This is a genomic window from Bacillota bacterium, from assembly GCA_040757085.1.
Classification (GTDB): domain Bacteria; phylum Bacillota; class Sulfobacillia; order JACIYH01; family JACIYH01; genus JACIYH01.
On the sequence record JBFLXJ010000002.1, the window covers coordinates 107,070 to 125,775 of the forward strand.

The 18,706-nt window shown below is 65.5% G+C and carries 20 protein-coding genes; 7 read left to right on the forward strand and 13 right to left on the reverse strand.

Going from position 1 to position 18,706, the window contains the following annotated elements:
• Positions 1–3 precede the first annotated feature (3 nt).
• From AB1446_00795 to AB1446_00805, 3 genes are read right to left on the reverse strand one after another with little or no spacing between them, the layout of a single operon-like run.
• Entirely contained in the window at positions 4–1,338 is a 1,335-nt protein-coding gene (locus AB1446_00795) for an MFS transporter (GenBank protein ID MEW6545440.1), read from the reverse strand.
• A 32-nt stretch (positions 1,339–1,370) separates the two neighbouring features.
• The gene (locus AB1446_00800; protein MEW6545441.1) at positions 1,371–2,384 is read right to left on the reverse strand and encodes a dipeptide ABC transporter ATP-binding protein; all 1,014 of its coding nucleotides are present in this window, start codon (positions 2,382–2,384) and stop codon (positions 1,371–1,373) included.
• Complete coding sequence (locus tag AB1446_00805) at positions 2,385–3,383, reverse strand: ABC transporter ATP-binding protein (protein MEW6545442.1); 999 nt, start codon at positions 3,381–3,383, stop codon at positions 2,385–2,387.
• Positions 3,384–3,524: 141 nt separating this feature from the next.
• Here AB1446_00805 and AB1446_00810 point away from each other — a divergent pair, with 141 nt between their 5' ends.
• A complete protein-coding gene (locus AB1446_00810; protein MEW6545443.1) occupies positions 3,525–4,253 on the forward strand; it encodes a hypothetical protein in 729 nt (242 codons plus the stop codon).
• Here the strand turns inward: AB1446_00810 and AB1446_00815 are convergent.
• The 5 genes from AB1446_00815 to AB1446_00835 form a co-directional block, all read right to left on the reverse strand.
• On the reverse strand, positions 4,244–6,298 hold the full coding sequence (locus AB1446_00815) for a heterodisulfide reductase-related iron-sulfur binding cluster (protein ID MEW6545444.1): 2,055 nt from the start codon (positions 6,296–6,298) through the stop codon (positions 4,244–4,246). The genes AB1446_00810 and AB1446_00815 overlap by 10 nt on opposite strands.
• 12 nt (positions 6,299–6,310) lie before the next feature.
• The gene (locus AB1446_00820) at positions 6,311–7,297 is read right to left on the reverse strand and encodes an electron transfer flavoprotein subunit alpha/FixB family protein (protein MEW6545445.1); all 987 of its coding nucleotides are present in this window, start codon (positions 7,295–7,297) and stop codon (positions 6,311–6,313) included.
• A 13-nt stretch (positions 7,298–7,310) separates the two neighbouring features.
• The gene (locus tag AB1446_00825; GenBank protein MEW6545446.1) at positions 7,311–8,099 is read right to left on the reverse strand and encodes an electron transfer flavoprotein subunit beta/FixA family protein; all 789 of its coding nucleotides are present in this window, start codon (positions 8,097–8,099) and stop codon (positions 7,311–7,313) included.
• 109 nt (positions 8,100–8,208) lie between these two features.
• Positions 8,209–8,541: a hypothetical protein gene (locus AB1446_00830; protein ID MEW6545447.1), complete on the reverse strand. Its 333-nt coding sequence runs from the start codon at positions 8,539–8,541 to the stop codon at positions 8,209–8,211.
• Entirely contained in the window at positions 8,529–9,509 is a 981-nt protein-coding gene (locus tag AB1446_00835) for a threonine/serine dehydratase (protein ID MEW6545448.1), read from the reverse strand. The genes AB1446_00830 and AB1446_00835 overlap by 13 nt, the downstream gene beginning before the upstream one ends.
• 183 nt (positions 9,510–9,692) lie before the next feature.
• Between AB1446_00835 and AB1446_00840 the strand changes: the two genes are divergently transcribed.
• From AB1446_00840 to csaB, 5 genes are read left to right on the forward strand one after another with little or no spacing between them, the layout of a single operon-like run.
• Entirely contained in the window at positions 9,693–10,214 is a 522-nt protein-coding gene (locus AB1446_00840; GenBank protein ID MEW6545449.1) for a M67 family metallopeptidase, read from the forward strand.
• A 23-nt stretch (positions 10,215–10,237) separates the two neighbouring features.
• Positions 10,238–11,380 (forward strand): glycosyltransferase, encoded by a 1,143-nt coding sequence (locus tag AB1446_00845; protein MEW6545450.1) that lies wholly within the window; start codon positions 10,238–10,240, stop codon positions 11,378–11,380.
• Positions 11,364–11,855 carry a DUF4330 domain-containing protein gene (locus tag AB1446_00850; GenBank protein MEW6545451.1) on the forward strand — a complete coding sequence of 164 codons (492 nt, stop codon included), beginning with the start codon at positions 11,364–11,366 and terminating at the stop codon, positions 11,853–11,855. Before AB1446_00845 ends, AB1446_00850 begins: the two co-directional genes overlap by 17 nt.
• Positions 11,856–13,238 (forward strand): O-antigen ligase family protein, encoded by a 1,383-nt coding sequence (locus tag AB1446_00855; protein MEW6545452.1) that lies wholly within the window; start codon positions 11,856–11,858, stop codon positions 13,236–13,238.
• 28 nt (positions 13,239–13,266) lie between these two features.
• The gene (gene csaB / locus AB1446_00860; protein ID MEW6545453.1) at positions 13,267–14,367 is read left to right on the forward strand and encodes a polysaccharide pyruvyl transferase CsaB; all 1,101 of its coding nucleotides are present in this window, start codon (positions 13,267–13,269) and stop codon (positions 14,365–14,367) included.
• Here csaB and AB1446_00865 read toward each other — a convergent pair.
• Positions 14,327–15,061 (reverse strand): PIG-L deacetylase family protein, encoded by a 735-nt coding sequence (locus tag AB1446_00865; GenBank protein MEW6545454.1) that lies wholly within the window; start codon positions 15,059–15,061, stop codon positions 14,327–14,329. The genes csaB and AB1446_00865 overlap by 41 nt on opposite strands.
• 270 nt (positions 15,062–15,331) lie before the next feature.
• On the opposite strand from AB1446_00865, the gene AB1446_00870 reads away from it, so the two are divergent.
• A complete protein-coding gene (locus tag AB1446_00870; GenBank protein ID MEW6545455.1) occupies positions 15,332–15,805 on the forward strand; it encodes a phosphatidylglycerophosphatase A in 474 nt (157 codons plus the stop codon).
• Between the two features lie 84 nt (positions 15,806–15,889).
• On the opposite strand, the gene AB1446_00875 is transcribed toward AB1446_00870, so the two are convergent.
• The 4 genes from AB1446_00875 to AB1446_00890 form a co-directional block, all read right to left on the reverse strand.
• Positions 15,890–16,333: a hypothetical protein gene (locus AB1446_00875; protein MEW6545456.1), complete on the reverse strand. Its 444-nt coding sequence runs from the start codon at positions 16,331–16,333 to the stop codon at positions 15,890–15,892.
• A gap of 169 nt (positions 16,334–16,502) precedes the next feature.
• Positions 16,503–16,979: a Zn-ribbon domain-containing OB-fold protein gene (locus AB1446_00880; GenBank protein ID MEW6545457.1), complete on the reverse strand. Its 477-nt coding sequence runs from the start codon at positions 16,977–16,979 to the stop codon at positions 16,503–16,505.
• The gene (locus tag AB1446_00885; protein ID MEW6545458.1) at positions 16,972–17,523 is read right to left on the reverse strand and encodes a Zn-ribbon domain-containing OB-fold protein; all 552 of its coding nucleotides are present in this window, start codon (positions 17,521–17,523) and stop codon (positions 16,972–16,974) included. The genes AB1446_00880 and AB1446_00885 overlap by 8 nt, the downstream gene beginning before the upstream one ends.
• Before the next feature lie 2 nt (positions 17,524–17,525).
• Positions 17,526–18,698: a thiolase domain-containing protein gene (locus AB1446_00890; GenBank protein MEW6545459.1), complete on the reverse strand. Its 1,173-nt coding sequence runs from the start codon at positions 18,696–18,698 to the stop codon at positions 17,526–17,528.
• Positions 18,699–18,706 lie beyond the last annotated feature (8 nt).

An 18,706-nucleotide genomic window follows, 5' to 3' on the forward strand; every position in this document is an offset into this window, starting at 1 on the left:
CCCTCACTCTCCCCCGGCACGGTGCCGCGCCACCTGAGCCTTAACTGCCGCCAGCCGTTCCCCGTGGAGCGGGTAAAGCACCATGCACAGGAAGGCAAGGGCCACGGCCACCAGGGGGACTCCCGCCATGAGGAAACGCATGCCCCACAGCGCAGAAGCCGGTTGCACCGCCAGATTGGGGTCGTAGCCGGTGGCGGTGAGGACGGCACCCATCACCAGGCCCTGGAAGGAGATTCCCAGTCGGATGAATAGGGCGTGTACACCGAAATACATGCCTTCGCGGCGGGCACCAGAGCGCAACTCGTCCTCGTCGATAACGTCAGAGATGAGCACGTCCAGAAGCAGCATTAGGCCGGGCAACCCCAGGCCCAGCAAGGCCGCGTACACCACACCGCCTGCGAAATCGCTCACGAACCAGGCAGGAAGGAGCGTGAGCCCGAAAATGACCAGCCCCACCATCATGGCCTTGCGCGGCCCCAGCCGCACGGTGATGCGACCCCAGGGGTGGAGCAGGACAAACACCACCAGGAAGCAGCCCAGCAGCATCAGGGTGTGCTGACCCTCGTTAAGCCCGAGCACGTACTTGGTGTAAAAACGCAAGGTGGCCATCAGCACCGTCCAGGAAAACTGCACCGTGAGGCTGGTCAGCACGAATGTGAGGAAGGACCGGTTGGCCAGGGTGTATCGCAGGGCTGGCCCCAGGGGCAGGGGTTCCCCGCGCAGGGAAGGGTCTTCCCGGCTGCCCAGCAGTGAAATGCCCAGGGCCACGCCAGTGACCACACCCAGGATCAGCCCCATCCCGGGCCAGCCTACGGTACCGTACAGCACGGGGACCAGGGCCACCCCCAGGATGAGACCCACGTTCCCGAAGATCTGGCGCCAGGCCGACACGTGGGCCCGTTCCCGCAGGCTGGTGAACATCTCGGGAAACAGCGAGGTCCAGTTGAGTACTACCAGGGTGTAGAAGAAATCGTACAGGAAAATGACGACCAGGAAGTACACAAATAGTCCGGTTGGCGCGAGGCCGGGGGGGCTCCACACCAGGATGAAGAAAACTACCAGGGGTAAGAGCCCGCCCGCGATCCAGGGAATGCGGCGGCCCCAGCGGGTGGAAGTGCGGTCGGAAACGTACCCGATCATGGGATCGTTAACCGCATTCCAGATCCCGTAGAGGGTCATCCCTATGGTGGCCACCCAGAACGCCGGCAACTTGAGGACATCCACATAAAAGAACACCGCATACGTAGAAAAAGCCTGGGCCGGGACAGATGCCCCCAGCGAACCCAGGCTGTAGGCCAGCATCCGGGCCGTGCCCAGCGGCTTGCGGCCCCCCTCCATGCCCCGCCCTCCCCTCCCGTTCTATGTCGCGGCTACGGGCGCAGATGACAGGCTACCAACCTCCCGTTCCCTACCTCCCGCAACGAGGGTTCAGCCTCGCGACAGGCAGCCTGCGCATACCGGCACCTGGTGTGGAAGCGGCAACCGGGCGGGGGATTGATGGGGCTGGGCACATCTCCCTCCAGGACGATGCGCTCGCGCCGTACCTCGGGGTTGGGGATGGGAATGGCAGACAGGAGGGCCTCGGTGTAGGGATGGTACGGCTCGGCAAATAGCTCATCCGCCGATGCCACCTCAACCAGTTTGCCCAGGTACATTACGCCCACCCGGTCGGACACATGCTTGATCACGTGCAGGCCGTGGGCGATGAAAACATAGGTCAGGCCGAACTGTTCTTGCAGCTCGTCCAGCAGGTTCAGGATCTGGCTCTGGATGGACACGTCCAGGGCGGAAACGGGTTCATCACAAATGATTAACTTGGGATGCAGGGCCAGGGCGCGGGCGATACCGATGCGCTGCCTCTGCCCGCCGGAGAACTCGTGGGGGTAGCGGCGGGCATCGGAAGCCTGCAGGCCCACCACCTGCAGGAGTTCCTTCACCCGTTCCTGCTTCTTAGCGCCCCGCGCCACCCCGTGGATCTCAAGGGGTTCACCGATGATCTCCCCCACCGTCATGCGGGGGTTCAGGGAGGCGTACGGGTCCTGGAATATGATCTGCATCTCCCGGCGCAGGCGGCGCATCTGCGCGGGAGAGAGAGCGAACACATCCTGCCCGTCAAAGTACACTTTGCCGGAAGTGGCCGGGGTGAGGCGCAGGATCACCCGCCCGGCCGTGGTCTTACCGCAGCCGGACTCCCCCACCAGGCCGAAGGTCTCGCCGCGCCTCACCGTGAACGATACCCCGTCCACGGCGTAAACGTACCCCACTACCCGGGAGAACACACCCCCGTAAATGGGAAAGTGCTTCTTCAGGTCCACCACTTCCAGCAACGTCTCGCTCTGGGGAGAGCTGGCGGGACCTGCTTCTTCTTTCAGTACCACGCTCAATTACGCCACCTCCCTGGCCGGGCGCCGCTCCGCCGGGGTAAAGTGGCAGGCGATGCGGCGGGAACCCTGCTCGACCAGCGGGGGTTCCTGAGTCCGGCAGATATCCTGAGCATATGGACACCGGGGATGGAACCGGCACCCGGGTGGGAACTCCAGCGGGTTGGGGACCACGCCCTCGATCACGTGCAACCTGCCCCGGGGACGGTCGATACGGGGGATGCAGGTGAGCAGGCCCTCTGTGTAGGGATGGAGCGGTTCGCGGAACAGGTCATACACAACCGCCTCCTCAACCACCTTGCCCGAGTACATGACCACCACCCGCTCCGCCATCTCCGCGATCACACCCAGGTCGTGGGTGATGAGCATGATAGCCATCCCCAGTTCCCGCTTCAGAGTCTTCATCAATTCCAGGATCTGGGCCTGGATGGTCACGTCCAGGGCGGTGGTGGGTTCGTCAGCGATGAGCAACTTGGGGTTGCAGGAGAGGGCCATGGCGATCATGGCCCGCTGCCGCATCCCGCCCGACAACTGATGGGGATACTCCCGGATGCGCCGGTGGGGATCCGGCACGCCCACCAGGCGCAGCATATGCTCGGCCTTGGCCATGGCCTCCCGGCGCTTGAGACCCTGGTGCAACTGGATGGCTTCCGCGATCTGGTCACCGATGGTGTACACCGGGTTGAGGGAGGTCATGGGTTCCTGGAATATCATGGCGATATCGTTGCCGCGGATCTTTCGCATTTCAGGCTCCGACTTCTTGAGCAGGTCTTCCCCTTCAAACAGGATCTCCCCGCCCACGTACCTGCCGGGCGGGATGGGCACCAGCCTCATGATGGACAGGGACGTCACACTCTTGCCGCACCCGGACTCTCCCACCACCCCCAGGGTCTCACCCCGGTTGATGTGGAAGGTCACCCCGTCCACGGCGGGAAGGACCCCGTCGGAGGTGAAGAAGTACGTCTTCAGGTCCTTGACCTCGATCAGCTTCTCCAAATTCAGCCCTCCCCCAATCCTCGTTCCCCTAAACTTTTCGCGCCTGTGCGCAATTCTCCTCCTGCCTCCACGCCGGATGGTTCACGGGGGGAAGGAGATCGGGAACGGGAAAGAAAATATAGATTGTGCCGGGGGTGAAGGTCCGGGTTGGCAGACGACGACAAAGGTCCCAGACGCAACGACCGGGGAGGTGCCGACCGGTCAGCATCTCGCAAGGGACGGGGAGGCACCAACCGGTCGGCAGCCCGGCAGGGGTTGCGGTATGGCCTGGTCATGGCCGCCCTGGCGTTCGGCATTTCCCTAGGCATGTCCCTTCCCACACAGGCTCTTTCTTCCCGACTCAGCATCGTTCCCGCGCTGCTCGCCATCCTTGTGGTGATTGGCATCGGCGTGGTATTCGACATCGTGGGCGTCGCCACCGCCGCCGCCTCCGAGGCACCCTTCCACGCCCGCGCCGCCAAAAAGAAACCGGGCGCCCGCCAGGCCCTGTGGATGGTCCGCAACGCTGACAAAGTCAATAACTTTTGTACGGACGTGGTCGGTGATATATGCGGCACCCTGAGCGGAGCGGCCGCCTCCACCCTCGTGGTAAGGCTGGCCGCCCTGTATCCGCAAGCAGGGAACCTGCTCCCCCAGGTGCTGGTGGTGAGCGGCGTGGCTGCCCTCACCATCGGGGGAAAAGCTGCCTGCAAAGGCCTGGCCATCCGGCGTTCGGAGGAAATCGTCACCTGGGCGGGCGACCTGCTCTACCGCCTGCGCCTGCTCCCTCTGGGGAATAACGGCCGCGCCCGGCCAGCCCGGATCAGGCTCGACCGGGGGCACATATCCCCCCGGAAAGAATCGAGGGAACCCGGCGGCACGCGTGGTCACAAGTAACGGGTCATCAACTCGGCCAGATCGAGGACGCTGAATGCCCGGCTCCTTTCCTTGGCCCCGTCTTCCAGCATGGTCAGGCAGAAGGGACAGGCAGTTACCACCATCGTCGCCCGTGTCGCCATGATCTCGTCGGTGCGCATCAGGTTGATGCGTTTGCCCAGCGCCTCCTCCAGGAAGGTGCGGCCGCCCCCGCCGCCGCAGCAGAAACTGCGCCGCCTCGAGTGCGCAAGTTCCACCCGCGCCAGGCCCAGCCCGTCGATGAGACGCCGGGGAGCATCGTATATCCCCGCGTACCTGCCCAGGTAGCAGGAATCGTGGTACACCACTACTTCGACCCCGTCCACCTGCCGGGCGGGCTTGAGCCTTCCTTCCCGCATGAGGTGGGCCAGCAGGGCAGTATGGTGCATTACCTGGAACTGCCCTCCCAGGGCGGGATACTCGCGACTCAGGACGTGATAACAGTGGGGGCAGGCGGTGACGATGCGCCGCACCCCGGCTCCTGATATGGCGGCGATGTTGTGTTCCGCCAGGGTCTGGAAGAGGTACTCGTTCCCCAACCGGCGGGCGGGGTCACCGCAACACCTCTCCCGGGTGCCCAGGATGCCGAACGGTACCCCCGCCTTCTTGAGCAGCCCGGCCACGCTGGCCGCCACCTGGCGGTTGCGGGCATCAAATGCCCCCGCGCACCCCACCCAGTACAGCCAGGCATCGGGATGATCGGCCACCACGGTGGTGAATTCGGGTATCCCCAGCCCGTCCGCCCACTGGGCCCGGTCGGCCCAACCCACTCCCCAGGGATTAAAGTTAGTCTCCACGTTGCGCAGCGTGAGCTGGGCTTCGGAGGGAAAATCCCCTTCCACCATGACCAGGTAGCGCCTCATATCCACCAGCAGGGCCGGGTGGTCGACGTACACCGGACAATGCTCCTGGCAGGCCCCGCAGGTGGTACACGACCAGATGACGTCGGCCTCCACCACCTGACCGGGTATGACGCGCGGGCCGGCCTGCCCTTCCCCTCCGGCGCCACCCGCTGTGGCGGTGCGCATCGCAGGACCACCGCCAGAGGACGCCCGCACCAGGGCGGACTGCCGCCAGGGCAAAGCGACCTCCAGTTCCCGGCGCAGATCGAGCACCACCTGTTTAGGGGTGAGGGGCTTTCCGGAAAGGTGGGCCGGGCACACTTCCTGGCAGCGCCCGCATCTGGTGCATGCCTCCAGGGCCAGCCTTCCCCGCGGCCCCAATTCATTCAGGTTGGCCAGCCCATATACCTCCCGGGTCTCGTCGCTGAAGTCGACGGGAACCAGCACCCCCCGCGGGCCCAGGTCGCGCAGCAGTTGATGGGCAGGGCCCATCACCAGGTGGAGCAGCTTGGAGAAGGGCAACCATGCCACCAGGCCCAAAGCGGTGAGGAGGTGCACCCACCACAGCACCCGGTGCCAGCCCATCAGGATGTCCGCGGGCACTCCCGCCAGGAGTGCGGCCAGGGCCGCTCCCACGGGACTCCAAGCCTGCCAGGGATCAGAGGAGGCCGCCAGCCGCAACCCTTCCAGGGCGAACCCGTTGAGCACCACGAACAGGAGCCCGCCCAGGATGACGGCGTCCTCCCACCGGTTGTCCAGCCGGGCCGGCCTGACCAGGTAGCGGCGCACCAGGGCCATCACCAACCCGGCCGCCGCCAGTGCCCCGAAGATGTCCAGGGCCAGGGAAAGCCAGAGGTAGAAGGTGCCCCGGAACACGGGCAGGTGAAAGTCGGCTTCCAGAAGCACGATGGCAGTCCCGAACAGGAGCACCAGCATACCCCACATGATGAATAGATGCATGATCGCCGCGTAGGGATCCGTCCAGAACCGCCGCTGGAACAGACCATCCACCACCAGGGACCCCAGGCGCCGCCAGGGCTGGTCCCACCAGGACTGCCGGGGTCCCCGGCGGATCAGGCGGTAGTGCCCCCACAACCCCAGGGCAAGGACCCCCAGGGCGATGGCGAGGAAAAGGTATAACCAGAGGTGACCGGAAATGTTCCAGTATATGGGTCGTGTGGGCATGACAACCAGCTCCTAGGCGCGGGCCAGCATCTCGCGCAGTTCCCTGGTAAGAGCCGGCACCACCTGGAACAGATCTCCCACGATCCCGTAATCGGCCACCTTGAAGATGTAAGCGTCAGGGTCCTTGTTGATGGCCACGATGCAGCGCGCAGACGACATCCCCGCCAGGTGCTGGATGGCACCCGATATCCCGCAGGCGATGTACAGGTTGGGCGATACCGCCTTGCCCGTCTGTCCCACCTGGTGGTCGTAGCTGATCCAGCCCGCATCCACCGCGGCCCGGGAGGCGCCCACCGCCGCCCCCAGCACATCGGCCAGCTCCTCGATGACCCGGAACCCCCCGGGGCCACCCACGCCCCGGCCCCCGGACACGATGATCTCCGCTTCCTGCAGGCTTACCCTCCCCGCCATCTGGCGGATGGTCTCCCTCACCACCGTGGTGACAGCAGCTGCCGGCACCTCCACCTGCACCCGCTCATAGCCGGGAGAGGTGGCAGCCACCTGGACCGTCCCCAGGGCGTTGGGCCGGAACGTGGCCATCACCGGGTGACCTGGCTTCGACACCGCGCGGGCGTACAGCTTGCCACCGTAAAGGGGCCTGGTGAACACAAACCGGCCGTCCTCCCAGGCCAGGCCGGTGCAGTCGGCGTGCAGGGCCGCCCCCACCCGCTCCGCCACCCGGGGAGCCAGGTCGCGGGCCAGGGGTGTGTTGCCGAAGAACAGGGCCGCGGGCTCCCGCTCTTTGAGGCAGGCAGCCACCGCCCAGGCATACGCCTGGCTCGTGTAAACACCGAGGCCGGGTCCATCCAGGTGCAGTACAGAATCGGCCCCGAACGGCGCCAGGCGCGCCGGTGCATCCTCGGGAGCAGGACCCACCACCAGGGCCACCAGGGGCTGCCCGGTGCTGTCCGCCACCGCCCGGCACTGCGAGAGCAGCTCACCCGTTACCTTGCGGAACTCTCCTTCCTTCGCCTCGGCATATATGAATATCCCCGCCATCTTCCCCACCCTCCTACAGCACCTTGGCTTCTTCCCGCAGGAGGTGGGCCAGGGTGCGGGCCGCCTCCTCCGGCTCACCCGCCACCAGGCGCCCACCCTTGCGCCCGGGCGCCGGTTGCAGCGACAGCACCTCGCTCCGGCAGGCATCCGCCACCTCCTGAGCACCCAGGCCGAGCTGGACCAGGGTGGGACGCCCGATCTCCTTGCGCCTCGCCTTCATGATGGCGGGAATGGTGGGATAGCGCGGTTCGTTCAACCCCTTCTGGGCGGTCACCACGGCGGGCAGAGGCATTTCCACCACCTCCACGCCGCCCTCCACTTCCCGGTAGGCCAACAGCTTCTGCCCCTGGATCTCCAGCTTCGTCACCGCGTTGGCGTGAGGAAGACCCAGCCTCTCGGCCAGACGGAGTCCCACCTGGGCAGAAGCATCGTCGATGGCCACCCGTCCGCACAGGATGAGGTCAAATCCGATCTGGGCCACGGCGGCGTGCAGGACGGCAGCCACCGCGGCGGCATCGGCCCGGGCCAGGCTCTCGTCCCAGATGTGCACGGCCTGGTCCGCCCCCATAGCCAGCCCCGTGCGCAGAGCTTCCTCGGCCCGGGGCGGACCCACACACACCATGGTGACGGTGGCCTCGCCTCCCAGCCTCTCTTTGATACGCAGCCCTTCTTCCAGGGCAAACTCGTCATACGGGTTAATGATGAACGTTATCCCGGTTTCGTCTATGGACCTGCCGTCTTTGCCCACCGTAACCTTGGCCTCGGTGTCCGGCACCTGCTTGGCACATACCACGATGCGCAACCCTCATCCCTCCATGAATGCCAGAACTTTTGGGCAGTGCGTTGCTGGCAAAGGGCAGGTCCCACCTCCCGAGCTTACTAGATTCACCACGGGACCACTTCATTCCTACCTACCGGGCCCACAGCCAGAGGAGCAAGTAGATGAAGAGGGCCACACCGCAGAACAGCAGGAAGGGTACAGCCAGGATCTGGTACATGGCGATGGTGAACGCCACGATATCCCGCCAGTCCGGGCGCAGGGGTGGCAGCTCCCCCTGGGCAGCCTCGCCCCCGTCGACCCCGGCAGCACCGGCCTCGCGATCTTCTCGGACTCCCCCCTCAGGTCGATCCCGATCCCTTTCTCGAGATGGCAAGCGGCTGGCCGACCGCCCCTCGAGACCGGGCCAGTCCAGCGCCCGGCGCCCCAGGAACATCCGCACGAGCATATCTTTCACACTCCGCAATGTCGTTCCCCTTCCTGTATCACGCGGCAGAGCAGGGCAGGGTCCACATTTCCCCCACTGAGAACGGCCACGGCCGTGCGTCCGGCCAGGTTTAGCTTTCCCGCCCATAGCGCTGCCGCCGCCACCGCGCCCGACGGCTCAACTACCAGGTGGCACTCCCGTGCCAGGTAAGCCACGGTAGCCAGGATTTCTTCGTCGGACACCAGAACTACTCCTTTCAGGTACCGACGGGCCAGGGCAAAGGGGATGCTACCCGGCCGCCGCGTCCTGAGCCCGTCGGCGACGGTATTCACCGTATCGAGAGTAACCGGCTCACCCGCTTGCAGCGATCGGCACATGCACGCCGACCCTTCCGGCTCCACGCCCCAAACCTCCACCCCGGAGGCGAGTTCTCCGGCCACCAGGGCGATCCCGCTCACGAGGCCGCCACCGCCCACAGGAGCCAGGATGACCCTGCAGGAAGGCAGGCGTTCCAGGATCTCCAGGGCCACGGTGCCCTGACCGGCGACCACGTCGGGGTCGTCGTGGGAATGGACAAAGGCCAGACCCTCCTCCCGGGCCAGGCGCTCGGCCAATTCCGCGCGCGCCGTGGAGGAAGTACCGTGCAGCACAACCCGGGCTCCCAGCCGTCGGCATGCTTTCACCTTGACAGCGGGAGCATCCTCCGGCATGACCACTACGGCCGGCCATCCCAGGTCGCGGGCTGCCCTCGACACCGCACGCCCGTGGTTCCCCGACGAGGCCGTCACCACCCCGCCCTGCCAACCCTGCTCTTTCAGCACCAGCAAGCGGTTAGTGGCTCCCCGCAGCTTGAAAGACCCTTCCGCCTGCAAGTTCTCGGCCTTCAGCCACACGTACCCGCCGGCCCGCTCCCCCAGTTCGGGGGCGGGGAGCAGTGGCGTCTCCCTGACCTTCCCCGCCAATCTCCGCCGCGCCCGGGTCACATCACCGCCGCTGGGGATGATCATCATCTCTCCTCCTTCCCCCGACAGCCTGGGGAGGGGTATACTGGACAAAACGCGGAAATGAGGACATTATCGAGAGGAGGACCGTTAAAGCAATTCCCGGTGGGTGATCGTATTCCTCCCCTGGATCAGCCTACCGCGGGCCCCGTCAACGGCGGACCCGCTGCCACGGGATGGGAAGATGGTATGGATACACTGTGCATCCCCCGACGGGTGTGGGGCGAGGTGATTCACCTTTGCCGCTTGCAGCTGCCCGGCGAAGCATGCGGTATCCTGGCCGGCACCGGAAACAGAGTGTCCCGGGCGATCCCCCTTCCCAACATATCTCCCACCCCGACCCGCGCCTATCTGGCCGATCCTGAATCCCTTTACCGGGCTCTCCTCGACATCGAGGAGCGGGGCGAACAACTGCTGGCCATATATCACTCGCACCCTGCCGGACCGGCAACCCTTTCCCCGGTGGATCTCGAGCAGGCCTTCTGGCCGGTGGTGCACGTGGTGATTTCGCCGGCCGACAACGAACCCCGGGCTGCCGCTTACCGGTTGCAGAGGAGAAACACCGGGACCGCCGTGTTCCCGGTCTGCCTGGAGTTCGGGCCTGACCCGGCAGAACAACGGAAGGAAGAAGGAATCCCCCGGGGATCACAAGAACTCCGGATAGGCACAGGCGGCGGGGACGGGCACCTTCAGCCGCCAGGCCCCGCCTGAGCCGCCGGGGGCGGGAGATGCCCATGAAGGTGCTGCATCTCATCAGCGGCGGAGACGTGGGCGGCGCCAAGACCCACGTCCTTTCCCTGCTGAAGGGCCTGCAGGAACGGATAACCATCAGGCTGGTCTGCTTCACACCCGGGATTTTCTACGAAGAGGCCCGGGGGGCGGGCATAGACGTCCTGTTGCTGGCCCAGAACAGGCGTTACGACCTCTCCGTACTCAGAGACATTTACGACATGGCACAGCGGGAAGGGTTCCAGCTCCTGCACACCCACGGAGCCCGGGCCAACTTCCTGGTCATCCTGCTCAAGCCCTGGTTGAAGCGGCCCCTGGTCACCACCGTGCACAGCGACTACACTCTGGACTTTGCCGGGAACCTTTACAAGAGCCTCGTGTACGGAAATCTCAACCGGCTGGCGTTGCGTTTCTTCGACTACTATGTGGCCGTCTCCCGGAGTTTCCGCGACATGCTGGTGGCCCGGGGCTTTCCGGCCGACCGGGTGTTCACCGTGTACAACGGCATCGACTTCCGGGAACTGCCCCCCCTCCCTCCCCGCGAGGAAGTGCTGCGCCGGCTGGGCCTGGACATACCCCCCTCCGACGCCGTGGTGGGGATAGTGGGGCGCCTGGCCCCTGTCAAGGGGCACAGCATATTCCTGCGGGCGGCCAGCATGGTCCTGCGCGAATACCCGGCTGTCCATTTCCTGATCGTGGGAGATGGAGAGGAACGGTCGAATCTGGAGGCTCAGGCCAGGGAACTGGCCATTGCGGACAGAGTTCATTTTCTGGGCTACCACCCTCACCCCGACGCCATCATGAGCGTTTTCGATGTAAACACCCTGGCATCTTTCAGCGAGAGTTTCCCGTACGCCTTGCTGGAAGGAGCCCGGCTGGCTCGCGCCACAGTGAGTTCGGACGTGGGCAGCGTGGCAGAACTGGTGATCCATGGGGAGACGGGGCTCCTGTACCCGCCTGGGGACGCCGGTACTCTGGCCCGCTGCCTGCTGGAGTTGCTCGCCCACCCCGAACGCAGGCGGGAACTGGGACACAGGCTGTACGAGCACGCCCGGGCGAATTACTCTCTGGAGAAGATGCGCGACCAGCAGATCGCCATTTACGAGAGAATCCTGGAGAGGAGGACAGCAGTTGGCGGAAAAGGATAGGAGGGTTCCCCTGTGGAGGCGCCTGACCGGCCTGGACGTGGCGGGGATCCTGGTGGTACTGGCGGTGGCTGCCTTTGCCGCGTACAAGCTCCTGGTGGTGAACCCCCAGTACACGGCGGTGACCCGAACCTATTACGTCACGGTGCTGGTGGAAGAAATCCGGCAGCCCACCGTGGATGAGTTGAAAGAAGGGCTTACGGTCAAAGAAGGGGACAGCAACCAGGTGCTGGGACGCATCGTGGCGCGGGAAGTGCGTCCGGCCCGCCGGTACGTGGAGACGGCGGACGGCCGGGTGGTGCTGGCTGAGGTCCCCGGAAAGTTCGACGTCCTCCTGACCCTGGAGGGAGAAGCTCAGGTCACCCCCGGAGCCATCAGGATGGGGGGACAGGAGATCCGGATCGGGTTCAACCCCGCCCTTAAAGGGCAGCGGTTCCTGGTGCGAGGGATCATCGTGGGCATGGAGGAGAAGAAGTAGTTGGCCACCCTGGCAGACGCGCTAGCAGCACATCTGGGACCGATGCTGGGCCGACTCCAGCCGGCAGCCAGGGTGGCCCTGGAGAAGAGCGCTTGCTGGGCCTGGGTAACCCGGCCGCAGGCCCTGGAGGGAAGCCTTCACCTCCTGATCCTCGCTCTGCCCATCCTCCCGCCGGAGCTGTTGCTGGCGGCCGCCGCGCTGCCCATCGCGTTCTACGCCGCCCAGGTCATATCCGGAACTGCCCCCCGGTCACGTACTCCGGTTGATCTCCCCCTGGCGGTTTACTACGCCCTCGCCGTCCTTGCCACCGCTACCTCGGTGGATCCCCGGGGGAGCCTGCGCGATCTGGCCATCAACACCTGCGCCTTCGGGCTGTTTCTGGCGATCACCCGGGCAGCAGACCGCAAGATGGTGCTGCGCCTGCTGAACACCCTTCTGCTTGCGGGTACGCTGGTGGCAGCATACGGTGTGTACCAGTACCTCGTAGGCGTTCCGGTGGACAAGGCCTGGTACGACGTGAAACTCCATCCGGAACTGCGCGTACGGGTGTACTCCACCTTTGGCAATCCGAACGTGCTCGCCGAATACCTGGGCCTGGTCATCCCCTTTGGCCTGGCCGGCTTCGTTTCTCAGCGCCGCCCGCAAGGGCGCTTGCTGCTCGCCAGCTCCCTGGCGGTGATGACCGCCTGTCTCCTCTTCACGTACTCCCGGGGCGGCTGGCTGGGGCTGGCGGTGGCGGTGCTGGTGTTCGTGCTCTTCCGCGAGCGCCGGGTCATGTGGATCCTCCCCGCTGTGGCCCTGCTGAGCTACCTCGCAGCCCCCGAGGTTGTCCTGAATCGGGTGGCCAGTATGGTCAGCCTCAAGGATGCCTCCAACGCCCACCGGGTGGGCGTATGGCTGGCCAGCCTGGCCATGCTGCGGGATTTCTGGCTCACGGGCGTGGGGCTCGGCCACCGGGCCTTCATGCAGGTGTACGCCGAATACAAGCTCAAAGGCCGGTTTGCCTGGCACAGCCACAGCCTGTTTCTGGAACAGGCCATAGAACTGGGCATCGTTGGCCTGGCCGTATTCCTCTGGGTCATCTTCACCGTGTACCGGACCGGTCTGCATTATCTCCGTCCGGGCCGTCGCGACCCAACGAGCCACGCGCCGGTCGCCGCGCCCCCGGGCCGGGCCGTCAGGGCTGCAGCGGACCCGGCGCCGGCGATAGTTATGGCGGGGCTGGCAGCCGTATCCGGCACTCTCTTCCACGGACTGGTCGAGAACATCCTGTACATGGCTACCATCACCATCTCTTTCTGGATGGTGGTAGCTCTCACGATCGCAACCGGGAAGATATGGGAAACCGCAGCGGGGGGTGTGAGCCGTTCCGGGGGATCCTGAACGAGGTGGCCACCAGCGCCGCGTAGTGGTGGCAGGGTATTACGGGTACGACAACGCCGGAGACGAAGCCATCGCCGAGGCGGTGGTGTACGCCCTCCGCTCCCTTGTCCCGGATGTCCACATCACCGTGCTCTCCGCGCAACCGGCCCGCACCCTCGCCCGTCTCTCCGTGGAAGCGGTCCACAGATTCTCCCCCCGGGCGGTGCTGGGGGCACTGGCTCGCTGTCACCTCCTCATATTCGGTGGGGGTAGCTTGCTGCAGGACGTGACCAGCTTCCGTTCCCTGCTCTACTACCAGTCCATATTCGCCCTGGCTCTGATGCTGGGGAAACCGGTGGCGGTGTACGCCAACGGGCTGGGGCCCATACGTTCCCGCCTGGGACGTTTCCTCACGGCCGGGCTGCTTTCCCGCGCCCGGCTGGTCAGCCTGCGGGATCGCCACTCGTGGGAAGAGGCCCTCCGTCTGGGAGCCCGGGATCCCCTGCTAACCGCCGACCCCGCCTTCCTGCTCTCCCCCGCGCCGGCAGAAGAAGTGGCGGAAATCAGGAAACACGAGGGCTGGGACGGGCTCCCCCACCCCCTGGTGGGAGTCGCACCCCGTCCCTGGCCCGCCTCACCCCGTTTCGTCACCGAGATCGCACGCGCCCTCGACTCCCTGGCCCGCGACGGAGCCACCGTAGTGTTCATCCCCATGCAATACCCTCAGGACATGGGGATGATCGAGCAGGTACGGGCCGCGATGCAGGAACCTTCTTGCGTGCTGACGGGACGATACGGCCCGCGGCAACTGTTGGCCCTCACCGGCGAACTCGATCTGGTCATCGGCATGCGCCTGCACGCCCTCATATTCGCTATCGCCGCCGGGGTACCCGTGGTAGGCATCAGCTACGATCCCAAGGTGGACAGCTTCCTGGCCGAGGTGGGATGCCCCCGGGCCGGCACACCGTCCGACCTGAACGGGGACAAGCTCCTGGAGGTTTCCAGGCGCGTACTCGCCGACGGGAACCTGCGTGAAAGCGTGCGGCAGAAGGCCGCCGTCCTCCACGACCTGGCCTGGGAAAACGCCCGCGCTACTGTGGCGCTCCTGGTCAGAGAGCGGGACCCCCGGCGGTCATCACCACGCGCTTGAACCTTTCTCTCACAACACCCATCGGTAGACTTTCGGGCTTCCGCTGGTAGAGGAACTGCAGCTGATCAAATGAAATCCCCAGGGCGCTCTCCGCCTGGCCCAGCAGGTAGAACTGGCTGCGGTGGCACATCAGGGCCTTCACCTTGATGCCCACGTAATCACTGATATCCTCGGTGTAGTCCGGGTCAGGAGAGTGAAAGAGCAAGGCCTCGGCTATCTGGTGCGCCTCCAGCCCCTGCTGCAGGTGTTCCCGGTGGAAGAGGGGCATTCCCGCCGCCATGGCAGCGTACATGGCCATTTCCCCGGTGATGCGGTGGTCGGGATGAAGCAGGTAGCTCTTCCACGACGGATCGTGGGTCACCAGCAGGTCGGGCCGGTACCGCCGGTAGATAGCCACCAGCTTCTCGCGCAGGGCCAGGTCGGGCACCAGGTCACCGTCAGGGTATCCCAGGAACAGGCACTCCTTAACCCCCAGCACCTCTGCTGCCCGCTTCTGCTCCTCCCGTCTGATCTCCGCCAGGGCGGCTGGGTCCTGTTGTGGATCCATAGTCCCTTTGCTGCCGTCCGTCACGATCACGTAGATGACCCGGTCCCCCTGCCGGCACCAGCGGGCCACACTGCCGCCGCAGTAAAAGTCGCCATCATCCTGGTGGGCCTGCACCACCACTATGGTACGCCCCGACACCCTCCTCACTCCCTCCAAGCTTCCGGTCTCGCAGCCCAGGCGGCTCTGCCCCCGGGGTTCCCGTACACACCCGCTTCGCGAGGGCGAGCAGAATTCCTCCTCCTCCCAGGTCGCGTGGGCCCGGCCTTTCCCGCCCGAGAGGGAAGAGGCCCCCCGGTCACGAAGTTCCACGTAGCCCGGTACCAGCACATCGTGCAGGCACAGGCTTCCGACGAGATGGCCTCGAGCGAGGAGTGCACAGTCATGGCAGTTTCACAACCCCAACCGGCTTCCATCCCCATGCGGCAGGTGGTGGCCACCATGCTCAGCCAGCGCGGGGTGAGCATCCCCGCCCTGGCGCAGGTGGTACTGGATCTGCAGAGGCCCTACGCCCCCGACCTCACCCTGGCCGAGTGCGAGGAGTCGCTGTGGCACGTGCTCGATAAACGCGAAGTCCAAAACGCCGTACTCACCGGTCTGGCGCTGGACATGCTGGCAGAAAAGGACATGCTCCCCGAGCCGCTGGGGAGCATGGTCCGCCGGGATGATCCCCTCTACGGGATCGACGAGATCCTGCCGCTCTCCATCGTCAACGTTTATGGTACCATAGGCCTGACCAACTTCGGTTACCTGGACAAGGTCAAACCCGGCCCTATCGGAGGCGCAAACCGCCGCGTGGGCCAGGTCAATACCTTCCTTGACGACCTCATCTCCGCTCTGGCTGCGGCGGCAGCGGCCCGCATCGCCCACCGTCGGGGACCCGCCTCACCCTGACGGCACCGCCACTCCGTCCCGGCCTGGCCGACCCCCCCCTTACCGTGCCTGCCCGCCGCGTCCGGCACGGAGGTAGCAGCCGTATCAGGTCGTGGTACCCACCCGGCGCCTGGCCGTCAGTTCCACCAGGTAGCCGGTGAGGCCACCGTAAATCATGTACGCAACCAGGGATATGGCCAGCACACCGGGACCCAGCCGCCAGAAGGCACTCATGACCCCGAATGCGGACAACACCAGTCCCGCGATCAGCCACCATACTGCCCCGTAGAGGATCCCCACCGAGGTAGCCGCCCGGGCCGGAAAGATTAACCCGAACACCAGCCCCAGGACGGCCCCGATGACCAGGGCCAAGCCGACCCCCACCCAGAATCTGGCCATGGTGGCAGCGTGCGGGATGATCCAGCCTCCCAGAGCGGCGGGATAGTTCAGGGCTATGGCTCCCAGGTAGAATGCCGCCGAGAACACGATGAGCATTACGAGGGTTCCCGCCAGTCCACCGAGGACCCCTGCCCACACTCTGGTTCCCACTCCATCACCCCCGTGGGGAACATCTCACCTGTGCTGAGGATGCTCCCAGCGAGGGCAATTTATTCCTGCCAGGTCATCGAGGTGGGACGTGCGGGGCCAACAGCGCTCGAGGCGGGCCGGGTGCTGCTGGCCCCGGGCCCGCCTCGGTTGCGCAGGTCAGGGTTTTGTCTTAGCCGGCACGGCGTGCGGGACGGAAGTAGCGGATGTCCTGCCAGTTCCCCTGCTTTTCATCCGCGAACACCGGCTCTACAAGCAGGCCGATGCATACCTCCTCGCGGGGGATCTCACCCAGCAGGTGGATGATGCCCCCGCAGGTACCGGGGAAGGAAATGAACACCACCACCTGCGGTTCGGGCAGGGGGGCATCCTCCAGGTCCCGGTGTAAAACGGTGAAGCTCTGTACCACCCCCGGCGGTTTCACCTCTGTCCAATCCCCGGTGCGGGTGAAACACTCGGGGCAGTAAATTTGAGGAGGCAGGTAGCGGCGCCCGCACTCGGGGCAGGTGGCAGCCAGCAACTTCTCTTCCATGAGGCCCCGGAAGAACTTCTCTCCCGCGAGTCCGTACGTGTACTGGTGCCACACCCCCTGGTCGCCGAACAGGGGTGGCGCATCCTGCCAGCGGGACGGCTTTTCCAGGCTACCCATTCTCCCCACCTCCCGGCCCCTCGACCGGTGCGAAGTACAGGATGTCGGTGATGGCCCCCTGCCTCTCGGTCGGCGGCTTCCACACGGCCCGCACCGGCATACCCACCCGCACCCGACGCAGGATTTCCTCCAGCGTGTCGCCCACCTCGCCCAGGAGGTGCATGATGCCCATCCCCGGGCTGGCCCCGTCCAGTTCAATCACCGCCGGCACCCGGGGCACGGAAGAGCGGCTGGCATCCCAGTTAACGTACGAGACGGAGAAGGTGTTGACCCGCCCCGTGTCCCGCACGGCCACCCAGCGTACCGTGGGACGGAAGCACCACTCACAGAACATGCGGGGCGGCACCATCACCCGGTTGCAGCCAGGGCACCAGCGCCCGTAGATCTTGCCCTCTTTGAGCCCCCGGAAGAACCTGCTCAGGGCTGCCCCCGTGTCCCAGGCGTACTGGGCCTTCACGCGCCACTCCGTGGCGAGCACCCTGCCTTCCTGCAGGTCACGGTCTCTGAGGGGAACTCCGGGATATTCGCGGATATGCACGCTCATCTTCACACCCCCAGTACCACCACGGTGCCCACCTGCATCAGGTCACCCCAGGCCTGAGCCAGGCCGGTGCGCACGGGCCGGGAAACCTGCCTTGCTCCCGCTTCCCCGCGCAGCTGCCAGAATATCTCCGCCACCTTCATCAGGCCGGCGGCGGCGATGGGGTTCCCGACCCCGAGCAGGCCCCCGGAGGGACAGACGGGGAGCTCTCCGTTCCGGGCGGTGATACCCCTTTCCAGGAGGCGGGGAGCCTCACCCTTGTCGCACAGGAGCAGTCCCTCCATGTGGTGCAACTCCTTGTACGCGAAAGGATCGTATGCCTCCACCACGTCTATCTCCCGCCGGGGATTGGTGATGCCGGCCATGTCGTAGGCCATGCGGGCGGCGTACTCTACGTACTTGGGATAGTACAGGTCCCGGTTTGTCCAGTAGGACGTGTCCAGGTGCCACCCTACCCCCTTCACCCACACCGGCCGATCGCTGATGCGCTTGGCCACCCGCTCGGATACCATGACGATGGCGGCCGCCGCATCGGTGACCGGGGAAACCATGAGCCGGGTTACCGGCCAGACCATCACCTCCGAACCAACGATCTCCTCCACGGTGTAGTTGCCGGGGATACCTTCCTGGGCGCAGGGGTGGTCCAGGCCATTCCTCTTGTTCTTGACCGACACCAGGGCGATGGTCTCCAGGGGGATCTTGTGTACCTGCATGTAGCGGTTCATTTCCAGGGCGAAAATCCACAACAGGTTGACGCCCAGCGGCCTCTCCAGGAACTGGTCGTAAATGCCGTTAAAAGCCGCCTGGGGGTGAGGCAGGCAGGAGGACATCTTCTCCTCCGCCACCACCAGGACGGTGTCGAAGTGACCGGAAGCGACGTGGTACCATCCGTGGATGGCGGCGAACACGCCGGACCCGCCCCCCACGAATGAGCGCATGTAGGGCTTGCGGAACCCTCCCGCGCCGTCGGCCAGGTACTCCCCCTTCATGTGCACCCCATCGAACACGTCGGGCGCGGTGCCCATCACCACAGCCTCGATGTCCCGCGGGCGCAGCCCAGCCGCATCCAGGGCCATGCGGGCGGCTTCAAAGCACAGTTCCTTCCCCGTCTCCTGGGCCCGCCGCACGAAGCGGGTGAGGCCGGCGCCCACCACTGCCACCTTATTCTGATATCCCATCTTGCCTC